Source organism: Allosphingosinicella sp. (assembly GCF_036570505.1).
GTDB lineage: Bacteria > Pseudomonadota > Alphaproteobacteria > Sphingomonadales > Sphingomonadaceae > Allosphingosinicella.
The window spans coordinates 1-25,174 of the sequence record NZ_DATCYB010000121.1; the positions used below are offsets into that span (position 1 = coordinate 1).

Sequence of the window (25,174 nt, forward strand, 5' to 3'; positions counted from 1 at the left end):
CCTCGGCCTCGCCGGGCCGGCCCAGGATGCGGCGCTTCTTCACCTCGACCACGACGGTGTTCGATCGGCCGTGGCTGAAGCTCTGCTTCACCTTGCCGGTTTCCACCGTGCGCTTGAGGCCCAAGGGGGCGCGCGTTCCGAGCTTCGGCTTGTCTGTCGTATCGCTCATTCTAACCCTTCATTCGCATCCATAGCCGAAGCACCCGACGTCGCCGTCGTGCTGGCGCTTAGCCCATCATTCAGTCCGATAAAAGCGCGCCACCTGTCGATCGCGTGTTGGGCACGCGCGGCGGCAGCCCGGTCGACGATGGCGACATGTACCACATTCTGCCGCCCAAGCGCCAACGACAATATGGCCCTTTCGGCTGGAAAAACCACCCCTTGCCCCTCGCCGCCACCCATCCGCCAGGCCTGGTCGAGCTTTCGATTGCCGTCCTCGCTCGCATCCGCGGCGTGGATGAGAAGGTGGACGTCGCCCCTCCGCGCCGCCGTCTCGATCTTCTCCGAGCCCGTGATCAGCGTCCCGGCGCGCGCTTCCAGCCCAAGTCTGTCGAGCGCCGACTGACGCAGCGCGCGCTCGACCCTGTCCCCCAGATCGGCGGGAATGGAAATCTCGCCCGTCTTGAACGCTCGCGCCAGCGCACCCTTGAGCTTTCCCTTGGTCTGCGCGGCTTCGAGGGCGGGCCGATCGACGCCGATCCAGGCGCCGCGGCCAGGCGCCTTGGCACGAACGTCGGGCGCGATCTCGCCGTCCGGCCCGAGGGCCAAGCGGATGAGAGTGTCACGCGCGCCATGCTCCGCGGAAAGGATGCATTTCCGCTCGGGGCTGTGCTTGGAACTGTTCCCCGGCGAAAGCCGGGGTCCAGTCTTATCTTTTTCCTGGCCCCCGGCCTTGGGTTCCATCGAAGTGTTACTTCGATGGGTGCCCTTCGCCGGGGTTCGCGGCTGCTTGCTCAGCCGCTCATTGGGAGGATTCCGCAACAGCGTCCTCCCCGGTCTTTTCTGACCCTTCGTCCTCGAACCAGTGGGCGCGAGCGGCCATGATGATCTCGTTGCCCTGCTCGTCGCTGAGGCCATATTCGGCGAGAATGCCGCCCTTGTCCTCGGATCGGTTGCTTTCCTGGCGGCGGCGCGGCTCCTGCCGCTTCTTCTGGACCAGCTCGTCGGTGGCGAGATCGGCGAGGTCGTCGAGCGTCTTGATGCCGGCCTTGCCCAAGGTCACCAGCATGGCCTCGGTGAGGTAGGGCATTTCGGCCAGGGCATCCTCGACCCCCAGGCCCTTGCGCTCCTGCCGGCTGGCTTCCTCGCGCCGTTCGAGCGCTTCGGTCGCGCGGTTCTGCAACTCGGCCGCCAGCTCCTCGTCGAAGCCTTCGATCGAGCTGATCTCCTCGGCCTCGACATAAGCGACCTCTTCCAGCGCGCCGAAGCCTTCGGCGACCAGCAACTGGGCGAGCGTCTCATCGACGTCGAGCTCGGTCTGGAACATCTCCGAACGCTCGACGAACTCGCGCTGGCGCTTCTCGCTGGCGTCGGCCTCGGTCATGATGTCGATCGCCGAGCTGGTGAGCTGCGAGGCGAGACGAACATTCTGGCCGCGGCGGCCGATGGCGAGGCTGAGTTGATCGTCGGGAACAACCACTTCGATCCGGTTCTCCTCCTCGTCGATGACGACGCGGGCGACCGTCGCCGGCTGAAGCGCGTTGACTACGAAGGTGGCGAGGTCCTCCGACCAGGGGATGATGTCGATCTTCTCGCCCTGCATTTCCTGGACGACCGCCTGGACGCGGCTGCCCTTCATGCCGACGCAGGCGCCGACCGGGTCGATCGAGCTGTCGTGGCTGATGACGCCGATCTTGGCGCGGCTGCCCGGATCGCGCGCGGCGGCCTTGATCTCGATGATGCCGTCGTAAATCTCGGGCACTTCCTGCGCGAATAGCTTCTTCATGAAATCCGGGTGCGCGCGCGACAGGAAGATCTGCGGCCCGCGGTTTTCGCGGCGGACGTTGAGAATCAGCGAGCGGACGCGGTCGCCGACGCGGACGACTTCGCGCGGGATCTGCTGGTCCCGGCGGATGACGCCCTCGGCGCGGCCGAGATCGACGACGACATGGCCGAATTCGACGCGCTTGACGACACCGGTGATGATCTCGCCGGCGCGGTCCTTGAACTCCTCATATTGCCGCTCGCGCTCGGCGTCGCGGACCTTCTGGAAGATAACCTGCTTGGCGGCCTGCGCGGCGATGCGGCCGAACTCGATCGGCGGCAGCGGATCGACGATGAAATCGCCGACGACCGCGCCTTCCTGAAGCTTCTGCGCGTCGGCGAGGCTTACCTGCTTGAAATAATCGTCGACCTCCTCGGTCACCTCGACGACGCGCCACAGACGCAAGTCGCCCGAAACGGGGTCGAGCTTGGCGCGGATGTCGTTCTCGGCGCCGTAACGGGCACGGGCGGCACGCTGGATGGCGTCCTCCATCGCCTCGATGACGATCGCCTTGTCGATCAATTTCTCGCGCGCGACGGCATCGGCGATGGCGAGAAGCTCGGCCTTGTTGGCGGAGACGGCGCCCGGGGCGCCGGGGGCTGCGCCCGAACCTGCGGTGGTGGCCATGAGTTTCAGTCCTGTCCTTCTACCTTGATGGAGTCCGCGCCCTCCGCCGAAAGCGGAGCGGTCGCTTCGATAAGCCTGTCGGTCATCAGCAGCTTGGCCGAATGAACCTTGTCGAAGGGGAAACGTGTCTCCCCGATATTCTGCACGTCGATGAGGATCGTGTCACCCGTAACGCCGATCAGATCGCCGGTGAATTGTTTCCGCCCGTCCTGCGGTTCGGCGAGGCTGATCTTCGCCTCATGCCCCTTCCAGTCCTCGAAGTCGCGGAGGCGGGTCAGAGGCCGGTCGATCCCCGGCGAGCTCACCTCCAGCCGGTAGGCCCCCTCGATCGGGTCCGTCTCGTCGAGCAGATCGGAAAGCCGCCGCGACAGCCGCCCGCAATCCTCCAGCGTCAGCTGACGTGTATCCGGCCGCTCGGCCATCACCTGCAAGGTCGGATCGGATTTCCCGCCCATCATCTTGACGCGCACCAGCTCAAGCCCCTCGGCCTTCGCCGCGGGCTCGATCAGCCTGGTCAGTAAGGCGACATCCGCCATGCGCATCCACTCATAGTTCATCGGCGCCAGCCCCCGGGGGGACCAGCCTCAACAAAGTTACCGATGTCGAGAAAAGTCAGCGGCTATATAGATCGCGGGTCTGCCCGGGGCAAGCGGAGAGTCAGCATCGAGACAGCGCATTGTTCTCCGTCCTGATCCTGATTGTTAGAATCGCGGCGTTGACGAGCGAGAAGACGAGGGCGACCTTCCACAAGCCGAAGGCGAGCGGAAGGACGGCTATCTCGGCCGCGACAATCACATAATTGGGATGGCGGACAAAGCGGAATGGCCCCCCTGTCACCAGCGGTTCTCCAGGGAGGACGATGACTCGCGTCGTCCAGCGCGTCCCCAGAGTTCTCAGCACCCAGAAACGGCCGACCTGGAGCAGCAGGAAGAGGCCGATCAGGGGCCAGACAGTGGGGCGGCCGGGCGCCAGCCACCACAGCGTCGCGAGCCAGAATGCATGGGTGACGACGATGAGCGGATAATGGTCGGGCCCCACCTCATAGGCCCCCCGCGCGCGCAAAGCCCGGGTGTTGCGCCGGGCGAGCACGAGTTCGCCCAGCCGCTGCGCCGTCACCAGCGCGAGGATGATGACCGCGCTCATGGCCGCACCAGTGAAAGCCCAGCCACTGTGAACCCTGGGCCGAGCGCGAGCAGTAGCGTCCGTTCCGACATTCCCGCTTCCAGCAGCCGCTCCAGCACGAACAGCACGGTCGGCGCCGACATGTTCCCGAAGTCGCGCAGCACCGCGCGCTCATGGTCTAGCGTCCCCTCGGGCAGCGCCAGGCTCGTCTCGAGTGCGGCGATCACCTTGGCCCCGCCGGGGTGGCAGGTGAATCGATCGATTTCCTCGCGGTCGAGGCCGAGCCGATCCAGTATCCGTTCGACGGCCATCGCCATATTCTCTTCGACGAAGGGCGGGATGGCGCGGTCGAAGATGACCCCCAATCCCGGGTCCTCGACGTCCCAACCCATGATGCCGAGCGTGTCGGGCCACAGGATTTCGCCGCCGCCTTCGATGGTGGCCAACCCGCCTCCCCCGGAGCGCAGCACCGCCGCCGCCGCGCCGTCGCCGAAGAGGGCGGTGGCGACGATATTGGCCTTGCTAAGCTTGTCGAGCCGAATGGAGGTGGAGCAAAGCTCGAGGGCGACGAACAGGACGATTCGGCCTTGACCGGTTGCCGCCAATCGCGCGGCGGTGGCGAGACCGCTGACTCCGCCGGCGCAGCCGAGCCCGAACAGTGGCACCCTCTCTGCATCGTCCCTGAAGCCGATCCGCCCCGCCACCCGAGCCTCCAGGCTGGGCGTGGCGATGCCGGTGGTCGAGACTGTAACGAGGCAGTCCACGTCGGCGGCCGCGATCCCGGCGCGGTCGAGCGCCTTTTGGGCCGCGTCGACATACAGCGTCTCGGCCGCCTCCAGATAGACCTGGTTGCGCGCCTTCCAGCCATGGTCGCCATGATACCAATCGGTGGGCTTCACGATGTGACGCCGCGCAATTCCGGCGTTGTCGAAGACCGGCTCCATCTGGTCGAACAGTCGGGTCCGGCCCCCGAACAACGCACGCGCGATCGCCTTCGCTTCCTCCTGGACGAGGATGTGGGGAGGAACCGCCGTCGCTAGCGAGAGCAGAGCCACCGAAAGGCGACTTTTACGCGGCATCTACAGTCCGATCAGGTCGCCCCCATCTTGACGCAACAACGCAGGCACTGAAAGGTTCGTTTCGCGATTAGGCCCAAATCTCGCGACCAGACCCGAATCCGAAAGGTTTCCCGATGCGCCCACTCCTCCTCGCGACGACCGCCGCCCTGCTCGCCGCCTGCAACGCCTCGGAGAGCGTCGCCACGAACAATGACGGCGACGCCCAGCCCGCCGCCACCGGAGAGCAGGGACGCCCCTTCCAGGTTCAGGAGATCGCCCGCTTCGACGAGCCTTGGGCGATGACTTTCATCCCGGGCACCGGCCAGGCGCTGGTCACCCAGAAGGCCGGGAAGCTCATGCTTTGGAACGATGGCGGCGCCGTAGTCGAAGTGGCCGGCGTGCCGACCGTCGATTACGGCGGCCAGGGCGGTCTCGGCGACGTCATCCTCCATCCCGATTTCGCCAACAACGGCTTCATTTATCTAACCTGGGCCGAGGCCGGCGAAGGCGATACGCGCGGCGCCGCCGTAGGGCGCGGCCGTCTGGTGCTCGAGGGCGAGACGCCTCGCATCGAGGGCATGCAGGTGATTTGGCGCCAGGACCCGAAGGTGACGGGACGCGGCCATTACGGCCATCGCCTCGCCTTCTCGCCCGACGGCTTTCTCTATATTTCCAGCGGCGAGCGCCAGAAGTTCGACCCCGCGCAGGACCGGAACGCAAACCTGGGCAAGATCATACGCCTCACCGACGCAGGCGGCGTGCCGAGCGACAACCCCTTTTACGACCAAGGCCCGATCACGTCGCAAATCTGGAGCTTGGGTCACCGCAACCCGCTCGGCATCGCCTTCGACGGCGAGGGTCGCCTCTGGGAACATGAAATGGGTCCCGAGGGCGGCGACGAGTTCAACCTGATCGAAAAGGGCCAGAATTACGGCTATCCTATCGTCTCCGATGGCGATCATTATGACGGCCGCGACATCCCCGACCACGAGACCCGCCCAGAATTCGCCGAGCCCAAGATCACCTGGACCCCGGTCGTCTCACCCGCCGGGCTAATCGTCTATTGGGGCGACATGTTCCCCGAGTGGCGGGGCGACGCCCTGATGGGCGGCCTGTCCGGCCAGGCGCTGCTCCGCATCGACCTGGACGGCACCAGCGCCAAGGTCGGCGACCGCTGGGACATGGGCCAGCGCATTCGCGAGGTCGAGCAGGGGCCGGACGGCGCCATCTGGCTGCTGGAGGATGAGGATGAAGGCCAGGGCGGACGGCTGCTGAAGCTGACGCCGGCCGGTTAGCTCCGCCGGTAGCGGAAGTACCAGACTTCGTGGCCCTTGCGGCGGGCCTTGGCTTCGTAGCGGGTCTCGGGCCAGCCGCCGGGGCGGACCAGGAAATCTCTTGCGCTCTCGGCCAGCCATTCGAAATCGCGGCGCTGATTCATGATCATCATCGACCAGCGGCAATAAGTGGGATCGTCGGTGCCGAGCCGGAACTCGCCGCCGCTCTGGAGCTTGGCGGCGATGAGGTCGAGCGGACCGTGATTGATCATGCGCCGCTTGGCGTGCCGCGCCTTGGGCCACGGATCGGGGTGGAGGAGGTAGACGAAGCGGAGCGAGGCGTCGGGCAGGCGCTCCAGCACCTCCAGGGCATCGCCCATATGAAGGCGAACATTGGCGAGATGCTCGTCGCGGACATGGCCGAGCGCCCCGACGACGCCGTTCAGGAACGGCTCGCAGCCGATGAAGCCATGATCCGGGAGCAGATCGGCGCGGTAGGCGAGATGCTCGCCGGAACCGAAGCCGATCTCGAAATGCAGGGGACGCTCGGTTCCGAACAGGCGGACGGAATCGATCGGCCCCTCCTCGGGCAGGCTGATCGCCGGCAGCAACTCTTCGACCAGGGCGGCCTGCCCTTGGCGGAGCTTATGACCGGATCGCCGGCCGTAGAGACGTCGGATGGTGGTAGGATCCCCCCTCCCGTTAATGGGAGGGGCCGGGGGAGGGATTGTCATAAGGCGCGCCTAATGCCGACAGCCCCTCCCCTCAATCCCCTCCTGCAGGCGGGAGGAGAGGCACAAGGTCAGAGCGCCTGCTTCAACTGATCGACAAGGTCCGTCTTCTCCCAGGTGAAGAGATCGCCGTCCGCCTTGCGGCCGAAATGGCCGTAGGCGGCGGTGGGGAGATAGATCGCTTTGTTGAGCCCGAGATGGGTGCGGATGCCCTTTGGCGTCAGCCGCACCAACTGGGGCAGGATCGCTTCAAGCTTCGATTCGTCCACCATGCCGGTGCCGTGGGTGTCGACATAGAGCGACAGCGGCTCGGCGACGCCGATCGCGTAGCTCAGTTGGATCGTGACCCGGCGGGCAAGGCCGGCGGCGACTATGTTCTTGGCGAGATAGCGGCTGACATAGGCCGCCGAGCGGTCGACCTTGGTCGGATCCTTGCCGCTGAACGCGCCGCCGCCGTGGGGCGCGGCGCCGCCATAGGTGTCGACGATGATCTTGCGTCCGGTGAGGCCGGCGTCGCCGTCGGGGCCGCCGATCTCGAACAGGCCGGTCGGGTTGACGAAGATCGCGTCGTCGTCGTTCGGCATCCAGCCCTGCGGAAGCACTTCGTTCATCACGCTCTTGACGTAATCGCGAAGCTTGCCCTGGTCGGCGCCCTTGGAATGTTGTGTCGAGACGACCAGCGCCGTCGCGCGGACCGGCATCTCGTTCTCGTAGGCGAGCGTGACCTGGCTCTTGGCGTCGGGCTCGAGGAAATCGACCGCCTTGGTGTGGCGGTCGAGCGCGAGCTTTTCGAGTATGCGGTGCGAATAATAGAGCGTGGCCGGCATCAGGTCCGGCGTCTCGTCGGTCGCGTAGCCGAACATGATACCCTGATCGCCGGCGCCCTCGTCCTTGTTGCCGCTCTCGTCGACGCCCTGGGCGATGTCGACCGACTGGCCATGGAGGTGACAGGCGAAATCGGCATATTGCCAGTGGAAGCCGTGCTGCTCGTAGCCGATCCGCTTGACCGTCTCGCGCGCGGCCGCCTCGATCTCGGCGATGGTGGGCGTGATGTCTTCGCGGCAGCGGACCTCGCCGGCGAGCACGATGCGATTGGTCGTGACCATCGTCTCGCAGGCGACGCGCGCTTCCGGATCGCGGCCGATGAACAGGTCGACGACGGCGTCGGAAATCTGGTCGGCGACCTTGTCTGGATGGCCTTCGGAAACCGATTCGGACGTGAAGAGGTAGTTGCTGCGCATCGTAGAAAACCGGCCTTTTTGCTGAAGAACCATCGGGAAATACGGATATAAAGATATCCTTATATGTGGCCCTCTAGCGTCCTTTGCGGCTCGCCGCAATGCGCTCGCTCCCAATCGCGATCAGGATCAGCAGCAAGGCGAATACGAACGGCAGGACATTGCCCATCTGTGCAAACAGCGTCGGCGGCTTGGGCGGGGGAAGCCGCGCGTCGATGGCGCCCGCCGTGCGCCAGGGGAGGCTGTGCAGCAGCCTGCCGTCGGCATCGATCACCGCCGAAATACCGGTCGGGGTAGAGCGTAGCACGGGCAGCCCCTCCTCCAGCGCCCGCATTCGCGCCTGGGCGAGATGCTGGGGCGGGCCCCAGGCGCCGAACCAGGCGTCGTTGGAGGGATTGAAGATGAAAGCAGGACGGTTCGCCGGATCGACGACATGCCCTGAAAAGATGATCTCGTAGCAGACCTGGAAACCCACCTCGCCGACGAGCGGCAGGGCGAGCGTGCGCGGCCCGGGCCCGGAACCGAAATCGACGCTACCCGGCGCCAGCCGCGACAGGCCGAGGCGCGACAGGATCGGCCGCGCCGGGAGATATTCGCCATAGGGTACGAGATGCGCCTTGTCGTAACGGCCGAGAATACGGCCCCGATGGTCCATCGCGAAGACGCTGTTGGTGGCGCTCGTCACCTTGACGCCGTTCTTCGACTGGAAGGTGATGCCGCCGGTCAGCAGCAGGTCGCGCGGGCCAATAATCCGCCCCACCCGCTCGCGAAGCTGCTCGGCCTGACGTCCGTAATAGGGGTTGGCGCGCTCGTCCTGAAGGGGATCGGTGACCGCCGCCTCGGGCCACAGCAACAGCCTCGGCTCCTCGCCGGCCTGGCCGGACAAGCGCCGCAGCCGCGCAAAATTGCGTTCCTCGAAGCCCTCCCGCCACTTGTCCTGCTGGCCGATATTGGGCTGGACGATCCGAACCGGGAGGTCGGGGGCGGCGAGCGGCTCGCCACGGGTGAAATGGGCGATCATCACGGCTCCCGCGAGCGCCACGCCGACCCAGATCAGCCGTTTGCGCCGGGGCTCGGCCACGAGCAGCATGATCATGCCCGAGAAGAGGAGCGTCGCGCCGGAGACACCGTAGGTGCCGATCACCCGTGCGAAATCGGCGAAACGAGTATCGACGAACGCCACACCGACAGGATTCCAGGCGAAGCCGGTGAACATCGCCGATCGCAACCACTCCGTGATAATCCAGGCGGCAGCGAAGAGCAGGATGAAGCGCATGCCGTCGCGGCGCCCGCGAGCCCCATCTGCGCCCCATCGCCACGCCAACCCCGCCGCCATCGCCGGATAGGTTGCGAGGTAGAGCGAGACGAGCACCACGGCGATCCAGCCGAGCCAGGCGGGCATCGCCGACTGATAGGTGAAGGCGGTCGCGATCCAGTTCAGCCCCAGGGTGAAGTGGCCGACCCCGAACCACCATCCCCGCGCCAGTGCGCTTCGGAGGCTGGAGGCGGCGAAGACCAGCCACATCAACCCCGCGAATCCGAGAATCGTAAGAGGCCAGAAACCGAGCGGCTCGAAGCCGAGCGCGGCGACCAGGCCGGCGACGAAGGAAAAGCCGAGGAACTTCATTTCGTGCCGCTATGTGAAGGATGGCTCCGCTTTTCAATCCACGATAGAGAGCCGCCATGACCCTGCCTCCCTTCCACCTCGCCTTTCCCGTCCACGATCTCGCCGCCGCGCGCGCCTTCTATGGCGGGCTGCTCGGCTGCCCTGAGGGGCGGAGCGCGGAAGAATGGATCGACTTCGATTTCTTCGGCCATCAAATCGTCGCGCATCTGGCCCTGGACATGGCGCCCCGCCGGCACAGCAACCCTGTAGACGGCCATAATGTGCCGGTGCCGCATTTCGGGGCGGTGCTGGGAATGAAGGAATGGCGCACGCTGGCCGATCGGCTCTCGGCCGCTGGGACCGACTTCGTTATCGAGCCTACAATCCGCTTCGCGGGCCAGCCCGGCGAGCAGGCGACGATGTTCTTCCTCGATCCCTCGGGCAACGCCCTCGAGATCAAGGCGATGCACGACCCCGCAAAGCTGTTCGCGACGGATTGAGCCTAGCGCGCGCTGCCGTAACTTCCGTCCAGATAGACGAGCGGGTCGACTTCGCCGCGCACCATCACTTCCTCGACCACGCCGATGAAGATGCTGTGGGTGCCGAACTGGTGATGGTCGATGCGGCGGCAGGTGAGAAAGGCCTGGGCGTCGGCGAGGCGGGGCGGACGGGAATCGTCCACTTCCCACCCGCTGGTGAAACGGAGATGATGCTGGCTGCGGTCGGCGAACATGCGGGCGAGGTGTTCCTGGTCGCGGTGGAGGACGTTGACGCCGAAATGGGAGACGTCCTGCAGCGAGCCGTGCATGGCGGCGGCCTGGTTGATGCAGACGAGCAGGCTCGGCGGGTCCATCGCAAGCGACGACATGGCGGTGGCGGTGATGCCCATCGGCTCGCCGTCCACGCAGATAGTGATGACGTTGACCGTCGAGGCGACGCGGCGCATCGCCTGGCGGAAATCTTCGGTAAGGCCGGGATCGGTGTCGTACATCAACGCCCTTCCGCGCGTGCCGCATAGCCGGCCAGAACCTCGCAGGCCCAGCGGCTGGCGGTCAGCGCCGTGATGTCGCCGAGATCGAGAGAAGGGTCGAATTCGGTAAGGTCGACCAGCTTTACCCGAGGCTCGGCGGCGAGATAACGGGCGGCCGCGAAGAACATGTCGACAGGCATCCCGCCGGGGCGGGCGCCAGGCGCGCCGGGGCATTGCGAGCGGTCGATCACGTCGATGTCGAAATCGATCATGATGGCATCGGCATGAGCAATGCGGGCGAGCGCGTCCTCCAGCACCGGCACGATGCCGCGCGCCTTGCAGTCGGCGATGGTGAAGACGCCGATTCCGGCGCCCCGCGCGTCGCGGTGCATCTTGGACGTATTGGCATAGGGTGCCAGACCGATCTGGCAGATGTTGCGGCCGGGGAGGCCGTCTTCGAGCAGGCAGCGGATGGGATTGCCGTTCAGCGGACCCTGGTCCGTCTCGCGCAGGTCGAAATGGGCATCGAGCGTGATGAGCCCGACTCTGTCCAGAGGAACGCCGAGGGCATGCGCTCCGGGACGCGTCACCGCGTTGTTGCCGCCTAGCAGGATGGTGAGATCGTGGTCGACGGTGCAGCGACTGACCGCCATTTCGATCGGCGCGAAACCTTCGGCCGGCATCACGCCCCGGACGTCGGCATCGCCGGCATCGAGGATGCGAAGGTCGAGCTCCTTCCCTGTCTCCACATCATAGGTGCTGAATCGGCGCAGCGTCTTACGGACAATTTCGGGCGCGAGGTCGCAGCGGCCGGGCGTGACGGAACCCGCCTCCATCGGCGCCCCGACAAGCGCAATCTGTGCGTCGCCGCTCTGTACGATCATGTCGGCTATGGATTTCCAGCTCATGGCTTTGCCTTTAGGGGGCTTCGTGCCAATAGGCGAGCCATGTGGGATCGCCTGCTCACCGACTGCAACATCGCCACGATGGACGCTGCCGTCGATGCCCCCTTCGGCGCGATCGAGGACGGCGCCATCGCCATCCAGGACGGGCGCATCCTGCGGGTAGGGCGACGGGTGGAGCTGGCGGGCAACCGCGCGAAGAGCGTCGAACCGCTGGGCGGCGCCTGGGTGACGCCCGGACTCATCGACTGCCACACCCACCTCGTCTTCGGCGGTAATCGCGCCGGGGAATATGAACAGCGGCTTCAAGGCGCGACCTATGAGGAAATCGCCACAGCCGGCGGCGGCATCGTCTCCTCGGTCACCGCTACCCGCGAGGCGTCGCTAGAGAGCCTTATCGAGCAAGCGCGGCCCCGCCTCCGGGCGCTGATGCAGGGGGGCGCCACGACGGTGGAGATCAAGTCCGGCTATGGCCTGGACACGGACACGGAGCTCAAGATGCTCCGCGCGGCCAAGACGCTCGGCGAAAGCGAGGCCGTGCGAGTCGTGCCGACCCTGCTGGCGCTCCACGCCTTGCCGCCCGAATATAAGGAACGACGCGACGAATTCGTGCGGCTGGCGACCGAGCAGATGATCCCGCGGGTGGCGGGCCTGGCGCAGGCCGTCGACGCCTATTGCGAGCGCATCGGCTTCAGCCAGGTCGAAGTCCGCGCGCTGTTCGAGGCGGCGACGCGCCACGGCCTGCGCGTCAAGCTCCACGCGGAGCAGCTCAGCAACATGGGCGGCGCGGCGCTGGCTGCGGATTACCGCGCACTATCCGCAGACCATCTCGAACATGCCGACGAAGCGGGGATCATGGCGATGGCGAAAGCGGGGATGGTGGCGGTGCTGCTGCCCGGCGCCTTCTATGCGCTGAAGGAGACGAAGAAGCCGCCCGTCGACCTGCTGCGCAAGCACAAGGTGCCGATGGCGGTCGCGACGGACTGCAATCCCGGCACGTCGCCGGTGCTGTCGCCTACGCTCATGCTCAACATGGCCTGCACCCTGTTCGGCCTGACGCCCGAGGAGGCCGTGGCGGGCATGACCCGCGAGGCGGCACGCGCGCTGGCTTTGCAGGACGAGGTCGGCACGCTAAGCGCCGGCAAGGCCGCCGACCTCTGCGTCTGGCGCGTGAGCCGGCCGGCCGAGCTTTGCTACTGGATTGGACTGCCCGGCCCCGAGCGACGGGTTGTGGCGGGGTTGGATGCCTAACCGGACTCGTTCGTCCCGAGCGCAGTCGAGGGGCGCCCGTGATGAGTCGGTGCCAATGCCCCTCGACTTCGCTCGGGACGAACGGATAGGGGAGCCGGATGAACATACGACGCGATAACAGCCGCCATATCAAGGCGCCGACGGGGGCGCAGATCACGGCGAGGAGCTGGACCACCGAAGCGGCGATGCGGATGTTGATGAACAATCTCGATCCGGACGTCGCCGAGGCGCCCGAGGAGCTGGTCGTTTATGGCGGCATCGGCCGAGCGGCGCGCGACTGGGAAAGCTACGACGCGATCGTCGCGACCCTGAAGCGGTTGGGGGGCGACGAAACCCTGCTCGTACAGTCGGGGAAGCCCGTCGGCGTGTTCCGGACGCACAAGGATGCGCCGCGCGTGCTGCTGGCTAATTCCAACCTGGTGCCGAAGTGGGCGGACTGGGACCATTTCAACGAGCTCGATCGCAAGGGCCTGATGATGTACGGCCAGATGACGGCCGGCAGCTGGATCTACATCGGTAGCCAAGGGATCGTCCAAGGCACCTACGAGACCTTCGTCGAGATGGGCCGCCAGCATTATGGCGGCGACCTCAAGGGGAGGTGGATATTGACCGCTGGCCTTGGCGGCATGGGCGGCGCGCAGCCGCTGGCGGCGGTGATGGCGGGCGCGCATTGCCTCGCCATCGAATGCCAGGAAAGCCGGATCGAAAAGAGGCTGGAGACTCGCTATCTCGACCGGCGGGCAAGTAGCCTCGACGAGGCACTGGAGATTATCCGCACCGCCAAGGAGCCGACCTCCGTCGGGGTACTCGGCAACGCGGCGGAAATCCTGCCGGAAATGGTGAAGCGCGGTATCCGCCCCGACGCGGTGACGGATCAGACCTCCGCGCACGATCCGGTGAACGGCTATCTTCCCATCGGCTGGACGGTCGACCAGTGGATCGAGCGACGCGAGCGCGATCCCAAGGCCGTCGAGGACGCGGCGCGCGCGTCGATGGCGGTCCATGTCGAGGCGATGCTCGCCTTCAAGAATATGGGCATCCCGACCTTCGACTATGGCAACAACATCCGCCAGGTCGCAAAGGACGAGGGCGTGGAGAACGCCTTCGACTTTCCCGGCTTCGTCCCCGCCTATGTCCGCCCGCTCTTCTGCCGCGGCGTAGGCCCGTTCCGCTGGGCGGCGCTGTCAGGCGATCCTGAAGATATTTACCGCACCGACGCCAAGGTGAAGGAGCTTATCCCGGACGATCCGCACCTCCACCGCTGGCTCGACATGGCGAGGGAGCGCATTGCGTTCCAGGGCCTCCCGGCGCGGATCTGCTGGGTGGGCCTCGGCCAGCGCCACCGGCTCGGCCTCGCCTTCAACGAGATGGTGGCAAGAGGCGAGCTGAAGGCGCCAGTCGTCATCGGCCGCGACCACCTCGACAGCGGCTCGGTCGCCAGCCCCAATCGCGAGACCGAGGCTATGAAGGACGGATCCGACGCCGTTTCCGACTGGCCGCTTCTCAACGCCCTCCTCAACACCGCGTCCGGCGCCACCTGGGTATCGCTCCACCATGGCGGCGGCGTCGGCATGGGCTATTCGCAGCATAGCGGCATGGTGATCGTCGCCGACGGAACCCAAGATGCGGCGCGGCGGCTCGAACGTGTCCTCTGGAACGATCCCGGCACCGGCGTCATGCGTCATGCGGACGCGGGCTACGACATCGCCATCGATTGCGCGCGCGAACAGGGGCTGGATTTGCCGATGGTGGGCCGCTGATGGACGCTATCACTCTCCGTTCAGGCTCGGTCACGCTGAAGGAACTGCGCGCCATCTGGGACGGTGCGCCTGTCTCGCTGGAAGGGTCCGCATTCGATGCGATCGACGCCGCGCAGGCAAGCGTCGAGCGGATCGTCAAATCGGGGCGCACCGTTTACGGCATCAACACCGGCTTCGGCCTCCTCGCCCAGACCCGCATCCCGAACGAGCGGCTGGCGGAACTTCAGACCAACCTCATCCTGTCGCATAGCTGCGGACTCGGGAACGACCTTTCCCGGCCGGTGATGCGGCTCGTAATGGCGATGAAGGTAATCGGCCTCGCGCGCGGTCATTCGGGCGTCAGGCGGATCGTGGTCGATCGCCTGCTCGACATGCTGGAGCGGGACGCCATTCCGTGCGTGCCGGCGCAGGGTTCGGTCGGTGCGTCGGGCGACCTCGCTCCCCTCGCCCATCTCTCAGCCGCCATGTTGGGACAGGGCCGGATAGCGCTCCACGGCGAGATCATGCCGGCCGCCGAGGCACTGCAGCGACTGGAGCTGGAGCCGCTTGCACTCGGTCCCAAGGAGGGGCTGGCGCTCATCAACGGCACGCAGGTCTCGACCGCCATCGCCCTCGACGCCTTGTTCGCCGGCGAACGAGTCTTCGCCTCCGGTCTCATCGCCGGCGGCCTGTCGATCGAGGCGCTGAAGGGCACCGATGCGGCGTTCGACCCGCGCATCCACGACTTGCGCGGGCAGCCGGGCCAGATCGCCGTCGCCAAGGTGCTGCGCGAGCTGCTCCGGCACAGCGAAATCCGCCAGTCGCACGCCGACTGCGAGAAGGTACAGGACCCCTACAGCTTTCGCTGCCAGCCGCAGGTGATGGGCGCGGCGCTCGACCTGATGCGCCATGTCGCCGGCACCCTCGAAATCGAAGCGAACGGCGTCACCGACAATCCGCTGATCTTCCCCGACGGCGACGACAGCATCTCCGGCGGCAACTTCCACGCCCAGCCGGTCGCCTTCGCCGCCGACATGCTGACCATGGCGATGTGCGAGGTCGGCTCCATCTCGGAACGGCGGACAGCCGTGCTGGTCGATCCCAAGATGAGCGGCCTTCCGCCCTTCCTGGTCGAGGACAGCGGCGTCAATTCGGGCTTCATGATCGCGCAGGTGACGGCGGCCGCGCTCGTGTCGGAGAACAAGTCCCTCGCCCATCCGGCCAGCGTCGACACCATCCCGACCTCGGCCAATCAGGAAGACCATGTCTCGATGGCGACCCACGGCGCCCGCAAGGCGCGGACCGTCACCGGCAATGCGGCCGGAGTCATCGGTGTCGAGCTGCTGGCCGCCTGCCAGGGCATCGACTTCCATGCCCCGCTCCGCACCTCCCCGGCGCTCAGCCTCGCCTATGACGCGATCCGCGCGGTGGTGCCATACTATGACAAGGACCGCTATTTTGCGGACGAGCTCTTCTGGGCGCAGCAGGAGGTGCTGAGCGGCTCGCTGTCGAGCGAAGTGCAGGCGGAGCTCTTCGGGTGAGAGCGAGCTGGGCCGAGTAGATGCTCGACCTCGACGCGCTTCAGGGCACCAGCCGCCTCGAAGGCGAGGTGTGCGTCATCGGCGCGGGCGCGGCGGGGATCAGCCTCACGCGCCGCTTGCTCGCGTCCGGACGGCAGGTGATCCTGCTCGAAAGCGGCGGCCTCGATTACGAGAAGCCGATCGCCGACCTCGCCGTGGGCCAGAATGTCGGCGAGGATTATTACCGTCTGGAGGACAGCCGCCTTCGCTTCTTCGGCGGAACCACGGCCATCTGGGGCGGGCGCTGCGCCGAACTCGACCCGATCGACCTCGAAAAGCGTGACTATGTGCCTCATTCTGGCTGGCCGATCGGCTGGGACGAGCTGGAACGCTATTATCGCGAGGCGCGACCGCTGTTCGGCCTGCCGGAGGAGCGGCCGACGCTGGAGGCCTTCCGCCGCGCCGGCGTGCCACTGCCGGACTTCGACACCGAGGAGCTGGCGACGCCGCTCTGGACCTTCGATCATCGCTTCAATCGCTTCACTTTTGACGCCTGCGAGGATTTGCGGGCCGACCCGAAATGCCGGATCGTAACGCACGCGACGGTGACGGAGATCAAAGCGGCGGAGTCGGGGCGGGGGATCAAGAGCGTTGAGGCGCGCTCGCTCGGCGGGGCGCGGCTCAGCGTCGCAGCCAAGGTCTATGTGCTGGCGACGGGCGGGATCGAGAATGCGCGCCTGCTGCTCGCCTCGCGCTCGGTCATGCCGATGGGCCTCGGCAACCCGCACGACCAGGTCGGCCGCTATTTCATGGAGCATCCCCATGCCCGCGGCGGCGGCATCGTCGGCGGCGCGGCCTGGCGCCTGCTCAAAGCGTTCGGGCGGCGCCACCGGGTCGCGGGGCGGGACATGGCGGCTCTGATCGTGCCTTCGCCAGCGCTGCAGCGGCGCGAGGGCATTCTCAACACCTCGCTGACCATCGTCGCCCGCCAGCCGGAAGGAGCGCGGCAGTTCCTCGGGATGAGGGCCTATTCGGGGCTCAAGCACAATATGGCGCCGACCAAGGGCGGCCGCGCGCTGTGGATGACCACCAAGAAAGCGGCAAGCTGGGCGCAGCGCCATATCGATCCTGCGCGGCCGTGGCTGCTTCATAAGCTCGGCAATCTCGACATAGCCCTGCTGGTCCGCGGCGAGCAGGCGCCCAATCCCGATAGCACAGTGACCCTGACCGGCGAGACCGACGCCACCGGGATGCCGCGCGTGGCGCTCGACTGGCGCTTGTCGGACATCGACATCCGCAGCGTCTCGGTCCTGGTCGATGCGCTTGGCCATGAATTGAAGCGGCTCGGCCTTGGCACTGTCGAGAAGGCCAAATGGATGGACGAGGGGCAGTGGAAGGCCGACCCCCTGATCTCCTCCCACCCGATCGGCGGTTATCATCATATGGGAACCACACGGATGGGCTCGAACGCGCGGACAAGCGTCACCGATTCCGACGGGCGGGTGCACGGAATCGCCAATCTCTACGTCGCCGGCTCCTCGCTCTTCCCCACGGGCAGCTGGGCCAATCCCACGCTCACGCTCGTGGCGCTGGCGCTCCGGGCGGCCGACGGGATCACGGGGGAGCTGGTATGATCGAGGCCGTCGGGTCGAACGACACCAAGCTGTGGGGACTGACCGCGAAGGAGCGGCTGGACCGCATCGCAAGGGCGCGACGGCGCGAGGGCGCGCCGGTGATCGTGAACCTCGGCTATGCCTGGGACCCGTCCTGGCTCAACTTCGTCGCCGATCGGCCGGGGCAGGTCGTCACCCTTGGTGGCGTTCCGGTTCTGGCGAATATCGCCGATGCAGCGGAACGGGGGCGAATTTGCGCGGCGATGAGCGAGGGCCGCTCTGTCGAAGGCCTCGCCTGGGAAGAGAGCGACGGCCTCACCAACGATGAACTCAGGAAGCGCGAGCGGCCTTTCATGGACCGCCTGACGCCTGAGACGGTGCGGACGCTGGAGCGGGCCAGCTACTTCGGAGCCTATAAGGGCGTCACCGACATCCTCACCAAATATCTCTGGCCGGAATGGGCACTGGTGCTGACTCGCTGGGCGGCCCGCATCGGAATGACGCCGAACCAGGTGACGCTGATCGGCGCCATCCTCTGCGTCCTCGCTACCCTCGCCTTCTATCATGGCTACTACTGGTCCGGCCTCGCCATGGGCCTCCTCTTCATGGTGCTCGACACCGTCGACGGCAAGCTCGCCCGGTGCACTATCACCTCCTCCTGGTGGGGCAATGTGTTCGATCATGGCATCGACCTCGTCCACCCGCCCTTCTGGTGGTACGCCTGGGGCATGGGCCTCATTCCCTATGGCCTGCCGCTGGAGCCTCAAGTCTTCTGGACGGTGATGGCGGTGATCGTCGGCGGCTATGTGGCGCAGCGGTTGATCGAGGGTGCGTTCATCGGCCTGTTCAGCATGCACATCCATGTCTGGCGCCGCTTCGACAGCCAGTTTCGCCTGATCACCGCGAGGCGCAATCCGAACATGGTCATTTTGTTCGCGTCCCTCATTGTCGGCCGGCCCGACTGGGGGCTGGTCGCCGTGGCGGGATGGACATTGATCTCGCTGGCGGTGCACCTCGTGCGACTGGCGCAAGCGATGGCCGCGAAGACGCGCGGACGCCCGATCCTGTCCTGGCTCGGCTGAGGAGAAAGCGATGAACGAGACGATCCTGCGCTTCGGCTATCCGGCGACTTTGATCACCGAATATGAGCATTGGCTGGCACTCCTCCGACCCGCCCAGCCGACGCTCGGCAGCCTTGTGCTCGCCGCCAAAAGCGACGCCACCGCCTTCGCCGATCTATCGGCGGCTGCCTTTGCAGAGATGAGGCACGCGATCACCGACATCGAAGCAGCGCTTCGACAGGCGGTCGATTATTCTAAGATCAACTATCTGATGCTGATGATGGTCGACCCCCACGTCCATTTCCACGTCATCCCCCGCTATGAAGGCCAGCGGGAGGCTAAGGGACTTTCGATCGAAGACAAGGGATGGCCCAATGCGCCGGCGCTCGGCGATGCGGTGGAGCTGGAGGCAGGGCAGACAGCGGCCCTCGTCGCCTGGCTCAGGGAGTGCTGGCCCAGCGCGCGGTGAGCGCGCGTGCCTTGTCGACGTCCTCGGGGAAGTCGACCTCTTGCCAGGCCTCGCCCTTGATCGAAAGAGTCTGGATGTCGTGATCGGCGGCAAGAAGCTCGATGGCACGAAGGAACCAGCGTCGGGTGCCCTCCGAAGTCCGCATCATGCGCTCGACTTGGTCGATGAACAATCGCCCGCCCTCCCCCCGAAAGGCGAGCAGGCCGATCGATTCAGCGTCGTATTCGCCCGGCTCCAGCGCCTTGCCGATGCGTCGCAGCCGGGTTCCCTGGCGGAGCACCTTCATATCGTCCGCGTCATATTCGTCCTTCTCGTCGACGGCAACGGTGATGGCGGCCCCATCGGCCGCCTGGACTTTGGCGAGCAGGGACGTCGACACCAGCGTGTCGCCATTGATAAGCAGCAGATCCCGGTCGAATTCGCCTCGCGCCATCCAGACCGAACCGAGATTGTCCGCGACATGGTAGAAGGGATTGAACAGCGTCCTCACCCCCTTCCGGCGCATCGCCACGGCATCGACCAGATGGTCGCGAAAGCCAGTGACGACGACGATGTCGCGGATGCCGCTCGCCGCCAGCGCGTCGAGCTGCCATTCGAGCAGGCTCCGGCCGTTGATCTCGATCAGACATTTGGGCTTGTCAGCGGTGAGGGGGAGGAGGCGTGAGCCCTTGCCGGCGCTCAATATGACGGCCTTGTCGACAGGCATGAGCGCCCCCGCATCCTACATGGTCCAGAGGCATCGCGCCCAAGGCACGCCCATAGCGCCGCTGGCGGGTGGCGTCACTTTTTTCGTGGCTGGTTGTTATACTGACCGCTAGATCAGCGTTTGTGGGGACCAGGATGGAAACACGGGCGCAATGGACGGCGATCATCCTCGCCGGACGACGGCCGGGCGAGGACGGGTTCGCGGCCGCGAACGGCGTAGCGGCCAAAGCGCTGATACAAGTCGGGGGCATGCCGATGCTCGGGCGGGTCGCCCGCACCGTACTGGAGACGCCCTCCATCGCCCGGGCTATCGTACTGTCTCAGGATCCCGACGCGCTTCTGACCGGAGCGCTGCAATGGCTGGCGGACGATCCCCGCGTTGCAACGGCACTCGCCGAGGATGGCATTTCGGCGAGCGTGATGGCCGTGGCGGGGAGTGAGGCGGCGCCCTGGCCCGTACTTGTAGTCACCGCCGACCATGCCTTGCTGAGCAGCGCGATGATCGAGGAATTCCTCGAAGCCGCACGCGGGGAGGACGCCGCCGCCGCGGTCGTCGAACGGCGGACCGTGGAGGCTTCCTATCCGGAGACGCGGCGAACCTGGCTGCGCTTCAGTGACGGCGATTATACAGGCGCCAACATGTTCGCACTAGGCGGACCGCAATCGCGCGAGGCGCTGGCGGCCTGGTCCGGGGTCGAGCGCGATCGCAAGAAGGCAAGGCGCCTGCTGATGCGTTTCGGCTTTTTCCTGGCGCTGCGCGCGGCAACACGGTCGATCTCGCTCGACGGTTTCGTCTCGACGATGGCGCTTCGTCTGGGAATCAGGTTGCGGGCGGTGCGGCTCGCTGATGCCGAAGCCGCGATCGATGTCGACAAGGCGGATGACCTGCGGCTCGTCGAAGCGATCCTCGCCCGGTCATGACGGGTCAGGCTGGGATGAACTTCATCGCGTCGCCGTTCATGCAGTACCGCAGGCCGGTTGGCTTCGGCCCGTCCTTGAAGACATGGCCGATATGGCCGCCGCAGCGCCGGCAGTGAACTTCGGTGCGGGTGAAGAAGAGAATGTTGTCGGGCCGGGTGCCGACCGCGTTGGGCAAGGGTTTCCAGAAGCTCGGCCAGCCCGTCCCGCTCTCGAATTTGGTCGCGGAGGAATATAGCGGCAGGCCGCAGCCGGCGCAGGCGTAGACGCCCTTGCGCTTCTCCTTGTTGAGCGGACTGGAGCCGGCGCGCTCGGTATCCGCCTCGCGCAGCACCGCATATTGCTCGGGCGTCAGGCGCTTTTTCCATTGAGCGTCGCTCAGCTGAATCTCGAACTTCCCCTCCCGCGCGTGGGAACTGCGCTGGCCGCCGAACAGGACGAAACCGCCGAGCAGGGCCGCTCCTCCGCTCGCGATCATGGCGCGTCTACTGATATTCATCGACGCCTCCTTTCCCACTTTATTCGTCGAAGATGCTGAACCCGCGCTGAAAGCTCAGCTGAGGACAGCGGGGACCAGTCCCCTCACCGCATTGCCAACATAGAAGCCGCCCGTGAGATCCGCCACGACCAAGTCCCCCTCCTCCGCCTTCTGTTCGGCCAGCAGACGGGCGCGGAGCACGCCGGGCAGCAGGCCGCGCGACAAGGGCGGCGTGAGGAGCTTTCCGCCGCGTTTGACGAACAGGCTGGTAAAGCTGCCCTCGGTGAGAAAACCCGCCTCGTCCTCGAACAGAACTTCGAACGTGCCCGCGTCCTCCCTCGCGCGATCGAGAAACGGCCGATCGCTGGTCTTGTGGTGGAGACGGAAGTCGTCGGCGCCGACCGGCCTCGGCACGATCGCCACGGCGACCGGCTCGCTGGGTGTCGGCGGCACCGGCCGGCTCTCGATCGAGATCGCGCCGGTCGGCGACAGCAGGAGGCGGAGCTTCCTCGGCCCGCGCAGACGGAATGTCGCGGCCTGGAGCTCGTTGCGCGTTTCGTGCCGATCGAACGGAAATCCGAACGTGTCCGCGCTCGCCTTCATCCGCCGCAGATGGCGTTCGAGCTCGGCGACGCCGTCGCGCGGATCGAAGCGCATCGTCTCGATGAGGTCGAAGCGCGTCGCGCTGTCGTGCACGAACGCCCCCTTCGCCAGGCATTCGCGCCATTCCTCTTGCGGGAGGCTGTCCGCCACGATTCCCGATCCCAAACCCATTGCTGCTTTGTCTTGCCCCGCCTTCAAGGTGAGTGTCCGGATGGCGACATTGAACGATGCTTCGCCGTCCGGCGCAACCCTTCCTATCGCGCCCGTATAGACATGACGCTGTTGCCGTTCGATGTCGCCGATGATCTCCATCGCCCTGATCTTGGGCGCGCCGGTGATCGAGCCGCACGGGAAAATCGCCTCGATAAGGTCGATCGGCCCCACCTCCGCCTCCAGCTCCGACACGACGGTGGAGGTCATCTGGTGGACCGTCGGATAGGTTTCGACCGCGAACAGCGACGGCACCTTGACGCTCCCCGGGCGCGACACGCGCGCGAGGTCGTTGCGGAGAAGGTCGACGATCATGAGATTCTCCGCCCGCTGCTTCGGATCCTCCAGGAGCGCCGCCGCGGCCGTCGCGTCGCGAGCCGGATCGGCGCCGCGCCGCGCCGTCCCCTTCATGGGCCGCGTCGTCGCCCTTCCACCTTCCAGAGTGAAGAACAGCTCCGGCGAGAAGGACAGCAGCCAGTGCCCACCGGTGAACACGACGCCGCCATGGCCGGCGCGGGCGCGCGGACGGATATTGGCATAGAGCCCGAGCGGGCCGCCGGCGGTCGCGGCCTCGGCGGGGAAGGTGAGGTTCGCCTGGTAAATGTCACCGGCTTCGATATACGCCTTCACCCGCGCGACCGCCGCCTCATAGTCGGCGCGCCCGGTCAGCGGCTCGACGGGCCCCGCCCAGGCGGACGCTGGATCCGGCAGCCACTCGGACACCAGCCCGGCGCCGATCTCGTCGAAACCATCGAACAGTCCGAACCACAAGAGAGGCGGCGCGTTGTCCAGAGGCCGCCGCCGGAGAGGTGCGAGCTTCGTTTCCAGCGCATGGCCGGCCTCGTACGCGAGGAAGCCGGCCGAATGCAGCCCCCGTCCCTGCGCCGCGCGAAGGCGATCGAGGCAGGGACGCACTTCCTCCGGATCGCGCGTTTCGACGATCTCGGCCGGGCCGGAATAGAGCCGCGCGGGCGCGGCATCCGCCTCCCGTGCGTCGTCGAGTAGGACGAAGGGGCGCGAGGGGTCGATCATGCGGGGTGCGCTTGCCATATAGGGGGGCGCGGCGCATGGCGCCGCCGGCGCCCGGGCGAATCCGGGCCGGTGAGGAGAAGCCTAGTGGTCGCGAGCGTCTTCGATCTGTTCAAGATCGGGTTGGGTCCTTCCAGTTCGCACACCATGGGGCCGATGACGGCCGCGTGTGACTTTGTCGAGGGGCTGGCTGACAAGGCTCTGCTGGCGTCCACGACACGCGTCGAGGTCGATCTCTACGGCTCGCTGGCGCTGACCGGCAAGGGCCACGCCACCGACCGCGCCATCCTCCTGGGCCTTTCGGGACAGCGGCCCGACACGCTCGACCCCGACGCCGCCGATTTCATGGTGGAGGCCATTCGTGCCACCGGCCGGCTGACGCTTGCCGCGAAGCATGAGGTCGCCTTCGACGAAAAGAGCGACCTGCGCTTCCTGCAGCGTGAGCGGTTGCCGCACCATTCGAACGGCATGCGATTCACCGCGCGCGGAGCGGACGGCGAGACGCTGGAGAGCCGGGTCTATTATTCCGTCGGTGGCGGCGCGATCGTCGATGAAGCCACGGTGGCGCGCAATGCCCCGCCCGGAGGCGGCTGGGACGTGCCTTACAATTTCCACTCGGGGGAGGAGTTGCTCGCCATCGCGGCGCGGGAAAGGCTGACCATTGCCGAGGTCGCCCGGGCGAACGAGCGCGGTGCCATGGACGACGCCGAGATAAACACCCGGCTCGACGCGATCACCGCCGCCATGGCGGGCTGCATCGACCGCGGCATGGCCGCCGACGGCATCCTGCCCGGCGGCCTCAAGGTGAAGCGGCGCGCCCCCGCCCTCCACCGACTGCTGACGGAACGCGCCGAGCGCGCGCTTTCCGACCCCCTGACTGTGATCGACTGGGTCAACCTCTGGGCGCTGGCCGTCAACGAGGAGAATGCCGCCGGCGGCCGCGTCGTCACCGCGCCGACCAATGGCGCCGCCGGCATCGTCCCAGCCGTGCTGCGCTATTATCAGCGCTTCACGCCCGGCGCGTCCGACGAGGGCGTCCGCATCTTCCTCTTGACCGCCGCCGCGATCGGCTCGCTGTTCAAGGAAAATGCCTCCATCTCCGGCGCCGAGGTTGGCTGCCAGGGCGAGGTGGGGGTCGCCTGCTCGATGGCCGCCGCCGGCCTCACAGCGGCCATGGGCGGCTCACCCCAGCAGGTCGAGAACGCCGCCGAGATCGGCATGGAGCATAATCTCGGCCTCACCTGCGACCCGGTTGGCGGGCTTGTCCAGGTGCCGTGCATCGAGCGCAATGCCGTGGGCGCGATCAAGGCGCTGGAGGCCTCGCGCCTCGCCCTCGTCGGCGACGGCACGCACCGGGTCTCTCTCGACCAGGTGATAGAGACGATGCGCAAGACCGGCCTCGACATGAACGAGCGCTATAAGGAGACATCGCTCGGCGGCCTGGCCGTAAACGTAGTGGAGTGCTGAGGGCTCCATCCCCGTTTCCGACGCCGTAACCTTCACGACCGTTGCGAAATCCGCTATGGCGTCTGCAATACCGCATCGACGACCGGGCGTGCCGCGCCAGTAGTCCCTTCCCGGGATGCGCGGAAGCTGGAACCTTTTTCCCAAGGAGCCCCTGTATGCTGAGCTACGCACTGAGACTCTCGGGCCGCTATGACGGCATGGTGATCGCGGCGATACCCGACGTACCGGAAGCGAGGGCGATCGGCCGCGACGACGAAGAAGCGTGCGAACAGGCGTTGGGCGCGCTCGAGGCGGTGCTCGAAACCTACCACGCGGAAGGCCGCCCCATCCCGGAGCCGCGCGCGACAGGTAGTCTCCAGGTCACCACGACGAAATACGTCCTCGCCCTCACCGAAGCCTGACCCTCGCCGTTACAGCCATAGCGGCGGCCCATCCGGAGCCGCCGTATTCGCATCCAATCAGAGCGCGATCGCGACCGTCTTCAGCTCGGTATAGGCCTCGATACCGTAGCGGCCGGACTCGCGGCCGAAGCCGGACTGCTTGTAACCGCCGAAGGGGAGCGACGTGTCGGCGGCCGAGTTGATGTTGCCCCACACCAT

26 protein-coding genes are annotated in these 25,174 nt (G+C 66.4%); 11 read left to right on the top strand and 15 right to left on the bottom strand.

The window, feature by feature from the left end; all coding sequences use genetic code 11:
• The 6 genes from VIR62_RS15395 to VIR62_RS15420 form a co-directional block, all read right to left on the bottom strand.
• A partial coding sequence (locus VIR62_RS15395; RefSeq protein ID WP_431872751.1) for a translation initiation factor IF-2 associated domain-containing protein occupies nucleotides 1–169 on the bottom strand: 169 nt, incomplete at its 3' end.
• Entirely contained in the window at nucleotides 166–903 is a 738-nt protein-coding gene (locus VIR62_RS15400; RefSeq protein WP_431872711.1) for a DUF448 domain-containing protein, read from the bottom strand. The genes VIR62_RS15395 and VIR62_RS15400, both read right to left, overlap by 4 nt.
• Before the next feature lie 58 nt (nucleotides 904–961).
• The gene (gene nusA, locus VIR62_RS15405; RefSeq protein WP_431872713.1) at nucleotides 962–2,611 is read right to left on the bottom strand and encodes a transcription termination factor NusA; all 1,650 of its coding nucleotides are present in this window, start codon (nucleotides 2,609–2,611) and stop codon (nucleotides 962–964) included.
• 5 nt (nucleotides 2,612–2,616) lie between these two features.
• Nucleotides 2,617–3,147: a ribosome maturation protein RimP gene (gene rimP, locus VIR62_RS15410; RefSeq protein ID WP_431872715.1), complete on the bottom strand. Its 531-nt coding sequence runs from the start codon at nucleotides 3,145–3,147 to the stop codon at nucleotides 2,617–2,619.
• 121 nt (nucleotides 3,148–3,268) lie between these two features.
• Entirely contained in the window at nucleotides 3,269–3,754 is a 486-nt protein-coding gene (locus VIR62_RS15415) for an isoprenylcysteine carboxyl methyltransferase family protein (protein ID WP_431872716.1), read from the bottom strand.
• Nucleotides 3,751–4,812, bottom strand: a complete 1,062-nt coding sequence (locus VIR62_RS15420; protein WP_431872718.1) for a type III polyketide synthase — start codon at nucleotides 4,810–4,812, stop codon at nucleotides 3,751–3,753. The genes VIR62_RS15415 and VIR62_RS15420 overlap by 4 nt, the downstream gene beginning before the upstream one ends.
• Nucleotides 4,813–4,925: 113 nt before the next feature.
• On the opposite strand from VIR62_RS15420, the gene VIR62_RS15425 reads away from it, so the two are divergent.
• Entirely contained in the window at nucleotides 4,926–6,086 is a 1,161-nt protein-coding gene (locus VIR62_RS15425) for a PQQ-dependent sugar dehydrogenase (protein ID WP_431872719.1), read from the top strand.
• On the opposite strand, the gene trmB is transcribed toward VIR62_RS15425, so the two are convergent.
• The 3 genes from trmB to lnt all read right to left on the bottom strand — a co-directional run bounded on the left by trmB (nucleotide 6,083) and on the right by lnt (nucleotide 9,661).
• Nucleotides 6,083–6,799, bottom strand: a complete 717-nt coding sequence (gene trmB / locus VIR62_RS15430) for a tRNA (guanine(46)-N(7))-methyltransferase TrmB (RefSeq protein WP_431872721.1) — start codon at nucleotides 6,797–6,799, stop codon at nucleotides 6,083–6,085. The genes VIR62_RS15425 and trmB overlap by 4 nt on opposite strands.
• A gap of 68 nt (nucleotides 6,800–6,867) precedes the next feature.
• On the bottom strand, nucleotides 6,868–8,037 hold the full coding sequence (metK, locus tag VIR62_RS15435) for a methionine adenosyltransferase (RefSeq protein WP_431872722.1): 1,170 nt from the start codon (nucleotides 8,035–8,037) through the stop codon (nucleotides 6,868–6,870).
• Nucleotides 8,038–8,110: 73 nt separating this feature from the next.
• Nucleotides 8,111–9,661: an apolipoprotein N-acyltransferase gene (gene lnt / locus VIR62_RS15440; protein WP_431872723.1), complete on the bottom strand. Its 1,551-nt coding sequence runs from the start codon at nucleotides 9,659–9,661 to the stop codon at nucleotides 8,111–8,113.
• Between the two features lie 56 nt (nucleotides 9,662–9,717).
• Here lnt and VIR62_RS15445 point away from each other — a divergent pair, with 56 nt between their 5' ends.
• The gene (locus tag VIR62_RS15445; protein ID WP_431872725.1) at nucleotides 9,718–10,140 is read left to right on the top strand and encodes a VOC family protein; all 423 of its coding nucleotides are present in this window, start codon (nucleotides 9,718–9,720) and stop codon (nucleotides 10,138–10,140) included.
• 2 nt (nucleotides 10,141–10,142) lie between these two features.
• Here VIR62_RS15445 and VIR62_RS15450 read toward each other — a convergent pair whose 3' ends face one another.
• Nucleotides 10,143–10,631: a flavin reductase family protein gene (locus tag VIR62_RS15450; RefSeq protein ID WP_431872726.1), complete on the bottom strand. Its 489-nt coding sequence runs from the start codon at nucleotides 10,629–10,631 to the stop codon at nucleotides 10,143–10,145.
• On the bottom strand, nucleotides 10,631–11,518 hold the full coding sequence (locus tag VIR62_RS15455) for an arginase family protein (RefSeq protein WP_431872727.1): 888 nt from the start codon (nucleotides 11,516–11,518) through the stop codon (nucleotides 10,631–10,633). The genes VIR62_RS15450 and VIR62_RS15455 overlap by 1 nt, the downstream gene beginning before the upstream one ends.
• 39 nt (nucleotides 11,519–11,557) lie before the next feature.
• Between VIR62_RS15455 and hutI the strand changes: the two genes are divergently transcribed.
• From hutI to VIR62_RS15485, 6 genes are all read left to right on the top strand, one after another.
• On the top strand, nucleotides 11,558–12,763 hold the full coding sequence (gene hutI / locus VIR62_RS15460; protein WP_431872729.1) for an imidazolonepropionase: 1,206 nt from the start codon (nucleotides 11,558–11,560) through the stop codon (nucleotides 12,761–12,763).
• 98 nt (nucleotides 12,764–12,861) lie between these two features.
• Nucleotides 12,862–14,523, top strand: a complete 1,662-nt coding sequence (gene hutU, locus VIR62_RS15465; protein WP_431872731.1) for a urocanate hydratase — start codon at nucleotides 12,862–12,864, stop codon at nucleotides 14,521–14,523.
• Nucleotides 14,523–16,043: a histidine ammonia-lyase gene (hutH, locus tag VIR62_RS15470; protein ID WP_431872732.1), complete on the top strand. Its 1,521-nt coding sequence runs from the start codon at nucleotides 14,523–14,525 to the stop codon at nucleotides 16,041–16,043. Before hutU ends, hutH begins: the two co-directional genes overlap by 1 nt.
• Nucleotides 16,044–16,063: 20 nt before the next feature.
• Nucleotides 16,064–17,656, top strand: a complete 1,593-nt coding sequence (locus VIR62_RS15475) for an FAD-dependent oxidoreductase (RefSeq protein ID WP_431872734.1) — start codon at nucleotides 16,064–16,066, stop codon at nucleotides 17,654–17,656.
• On the top strand, nucleotides 17,653–18,717 hold the full coding sequence (locus VIR62_RS15480; RefSeq protein WP_431872735.1) for a CDP-alcohol phosphatidyltransferase family protein: 1,065 nt from the start codon (nucleotides 17,653–17,655) through the stop codon (nucleotides 18,715–18,717). Before VIR62_RS15475 ends, VIR62_RS15480 begins: the two co-directional genes overlap by 4 nt.
• Nucleotides 18,718–18,727: 10 nt before the next feature.
• Nucleotides 18,728–19,165, top strand: a complete 438-nt coding sequence (locus VIR62_RS15485; RefSeq protein WP_431872737.1) for an HIT family protein — start codon at nucleotides 18,728–18,730, stop codon at nucleotides 19,163–19,165.
• Here the strand turns inward: VIR62_RS15485 and VIR62_RS15490 are convergent.
• Nucleotides 19,137–19,871 carry an NTP transferase domain-containing protein gene (locus VIR62_RS15490; RefSeq protein WP_431872739.1) on the bottom strand — a complete coding sequence of 245 codons (735 nt, stop codon included), beginning with the start codon at nucleotides 19,869–19,871 and terminating at the stop codon, nucleotides 19,137–19,139. The two genes, VIR62_RS15485 and VIR62_RS15490, sit on opposite strands and share 29 nt — an antisense overlap.
• A gap of 134 nt (nucleotides 19,872–20,005) precedes the next feature.
• On the opposite strand from VIR62_RS15490, the gene VIR62_RS15495 reads away from it, so the two are divergent.
• Nucleotides 20,006–20,791: an NTP transferase domain-containing protein gene (locus tag VIR62_RS15495; protein ID WP_431872741.1), complete on the top strand. Its 786-nt coding sequence runs from the start codon at nucleotides 20,006–20,008 to the stop codon at nucleotides 20,789–20,791.
• 4 nt (nucleotides 20,792–20,795) lie between these two features.
• Here the strand turns inward: VIR62_RS15495 and msrB are convergent, their stop codons facing one another.
• A complete protein-coding gene (msrB, locus tag VIR62_RS15500; RefSeq protein WP_431872743.1) occupies nucleotides 20,796–21,287 on the bottom strand; it encodes a peptide-methionine (R)-S-oxide reductase MsrB in 492 nt (163 codons plus the stop codon).
• Nucleotides 21,288–21,341: 54 nt separating this feature from the next.
• Nucleotides 21,342–23,111: an aminodeoxychorismate synthase component I gene (gene pabB / locus VIR62_RS15505; RefSeq protein ID WP_431872745.1), complete on the bottom strand. Its 1,770-nt coding sequence runs from the start codon at nucleotides 23,109–23,111 to the stop codon at nucleotides 21,342–21,344.
• Between the two features lie 84 nt (nucleotides 23,112–23,195).
• Here pabB and VIR62_RS15510 point away from each other — a divergent pair, with 84 nt between their 5' ends.
• Nucleotides 23,196–24,575, top strand: coding sequence for an L-serine ammonia-lyase (locus VIR62_RS15510; protein WP_431872747.1), 1,380 nt, complete (start codon nucleotides 23,196–23,198; stop codon nucleotides 24,573–24,575).
• Between the two features lie 155 nt (nucleotides 24,576–24,730).
• Nucleotides 24,731–24,976: a type II toxin-antitoxin system HicB family antitoxin gene (locus tag VIR62_RS15515; protein WP_431872749.1), complete on the top strand. Its 246-nt coding sequence runs from the start codon at nucleotides 24,731–24,733 to the stop codon at nucleotides 24,974–24,976.
• A 57-nt stretch (nucleotides 24,977–25,033) separates the two neighbouring features.
• Here the strand turns inward: VIR62_RS15515 and VIR62_RS15520 are convergent, their stop codons facing one another.
• The gene (locus VIR62_RS15520) at nucleotides 25,034–25,174 is read right to left on the bottom strand and encodes an aldehyde dehydrogenase family protein (protein ID WP_431872753.1); all 141 of its coding nucleotides are present in this window, start codon (nucleotides 25,172–25,174) and stop codon (nucleotides 25,034–25,036) included.

Coding starts and splice junctions, on each gene's coding strand:
- VIR62_RS15455 (WP_431872727.1), bottom strand. CDS start 11,518: ATGAGCTGGAAATCCATAGCCGACATGATCGTACAGAGCGGCGACGCA.
- nusA (WP_431872713.1), bottom strand. CDS start 2,611: ATGGCCACCACCGCAGGTTCGGGCGCAGCCCCCGGCGCCCCGGGCGCC.
- msrB (WP_431872743.1), bottom strand. CDS start 21,287: ATGAATATCAGTAGACGCGCCATGATCGCGAGCGGAGGAGCGGCCCTG.
- VIR62_RS15475 (WP_431872734.1), top strand. CDS start 16,064: ATGCTCGACCTCGACGCGCTTCAGGGCACCAGCCGCCTCGAAGGCGAG.
- VIR62_RS15515 (WP_431872749.1), top strand. CDS start 24,731: ATGCTGAGCTACGCACTGAGACTCTCGGGCCGCTATGACGGCATGGTG.
- VIR62_RS15420 (WP_431872718.1), bottom strand. CDS start 4,812: ATGCCGCGTAAAAGTCGCCTTTCGGTGGCTCTGCTCTCGCTAGCGACG.
- VIR62_RS15480 (WP_431872735.1), top strand. CDS start 17,653: ATGATCGAGGCCGTCGGGTCGAACGACACCAAGCTGTGGGGACTGACC.
- trmB (WP_431872721.1), bottom strand. CDS start 6,799: ATGACAATCCCTCCCCCGGCCCCTCCCATTAACGGGAGGGGGGATCCT.
- VIR62_RS15415 (WP_431872716.1), bottom strand. CDS start 3,754: ATGAGCGCGGTCATCATCCTCGCGCTGGTGACGGCGCAGCGGCTGGGC.
- hutI (WP_431872729.1), top strand. CDS start 11,558: ATGTGGGATCGCCTGCTCACCGACTGCAACATCGCCACGATGGACGCT.
- VIR62_RS15490 (WP_431872739.1), bottom strand. CDS start 19,871: ATGCCTGTCGACAAGGCCGTCATATTGAGCGCCGGCAAGGGCTCACGC.
- hutH (WP_431872732.1), top strand. CDS start 14,523: ATGGACGCTATCACTCTCCGTTCAGGCTCGGTCACGCTGAAGGAACTG.
- VIR62_RS15425 (WP_431872719.1), top strand. CDS start 4,926: ATGCGCCCACTCCTCCTCGCGACGACCGCCGCCCTGCTCGCCGCCTGC.
- VIR62_RS15450 (WP_431872726.1), bottom strand. CDS start 10,631: ATGTACGACACCGATCCCGGCCTTACCGAAGATTTCCGCCAGGCGATG.
- metK (WP_431872722.1), bottom strand. CDS start 8,037: ATGCGCAGCAACTACCTCTTCACGTCCGAATCGGTTTCCGAAGGCCAT.
- VIR62_RS15495 (WP_431872741.1), top strand. CDS start 20,006: ATGGAAACACGGGCGCAATGGACGGCGATCATCCTCGCCGGACGACGG.
- rimP (WP_431872715.1), bottom strand. CDS start 3,147: ATGGCGGATGTCGCCTTACTGACCAGGCTGATCGAGCCCGCGGCGAAG.
- VIR62_RS15445 (WP_431872725.1), top strand. CDS start 9,718: ATGACCCTGCCTCCCTTCCACCTCGCCTTTCCCGTCCACGATCTCGCC.
- lnt (WP_431872723.1), bottom strand. CDS start 9,661: ATGAAGTTCCTCGGCTTTTCCTTCGTCGCCGGCCTGGTCGCCGCGCTC.
- VIR62_RS15400 (WP_431872711.1), bottom strand. CDS start 903: ATGGAACCCAAGGCCGGGGGCCAGGAAAAAGATAAGACTGGACCCCGG.
- VIR62_RS15485 (WP_431872737.1), top strand. CDS start 18,728: ATGAACGAGACGATCCTGCGCTTCGGCTATCCGGCGACTTTGATCACC.
- hutU (WP_431872731.1), top strand. CDS start 12,862: ATGAACATACGACGCGATAACAGCCGCCATATCAAGGCGCCGACGGGG.
- VIR62_RS15520 (WP_431872753.1), bottom strand. CDS start 25,174: ATGGTGTGGGGCAACATCAACTCGGCCGCCGACACGTCGCTCCCCTTC.
- pabB (WP_431872745.1), bottom strand. CDS start 23,111: ATGATCGACCCCTCGCGCCCCTTCGTCCTACTCGACGACGCACGGGAG.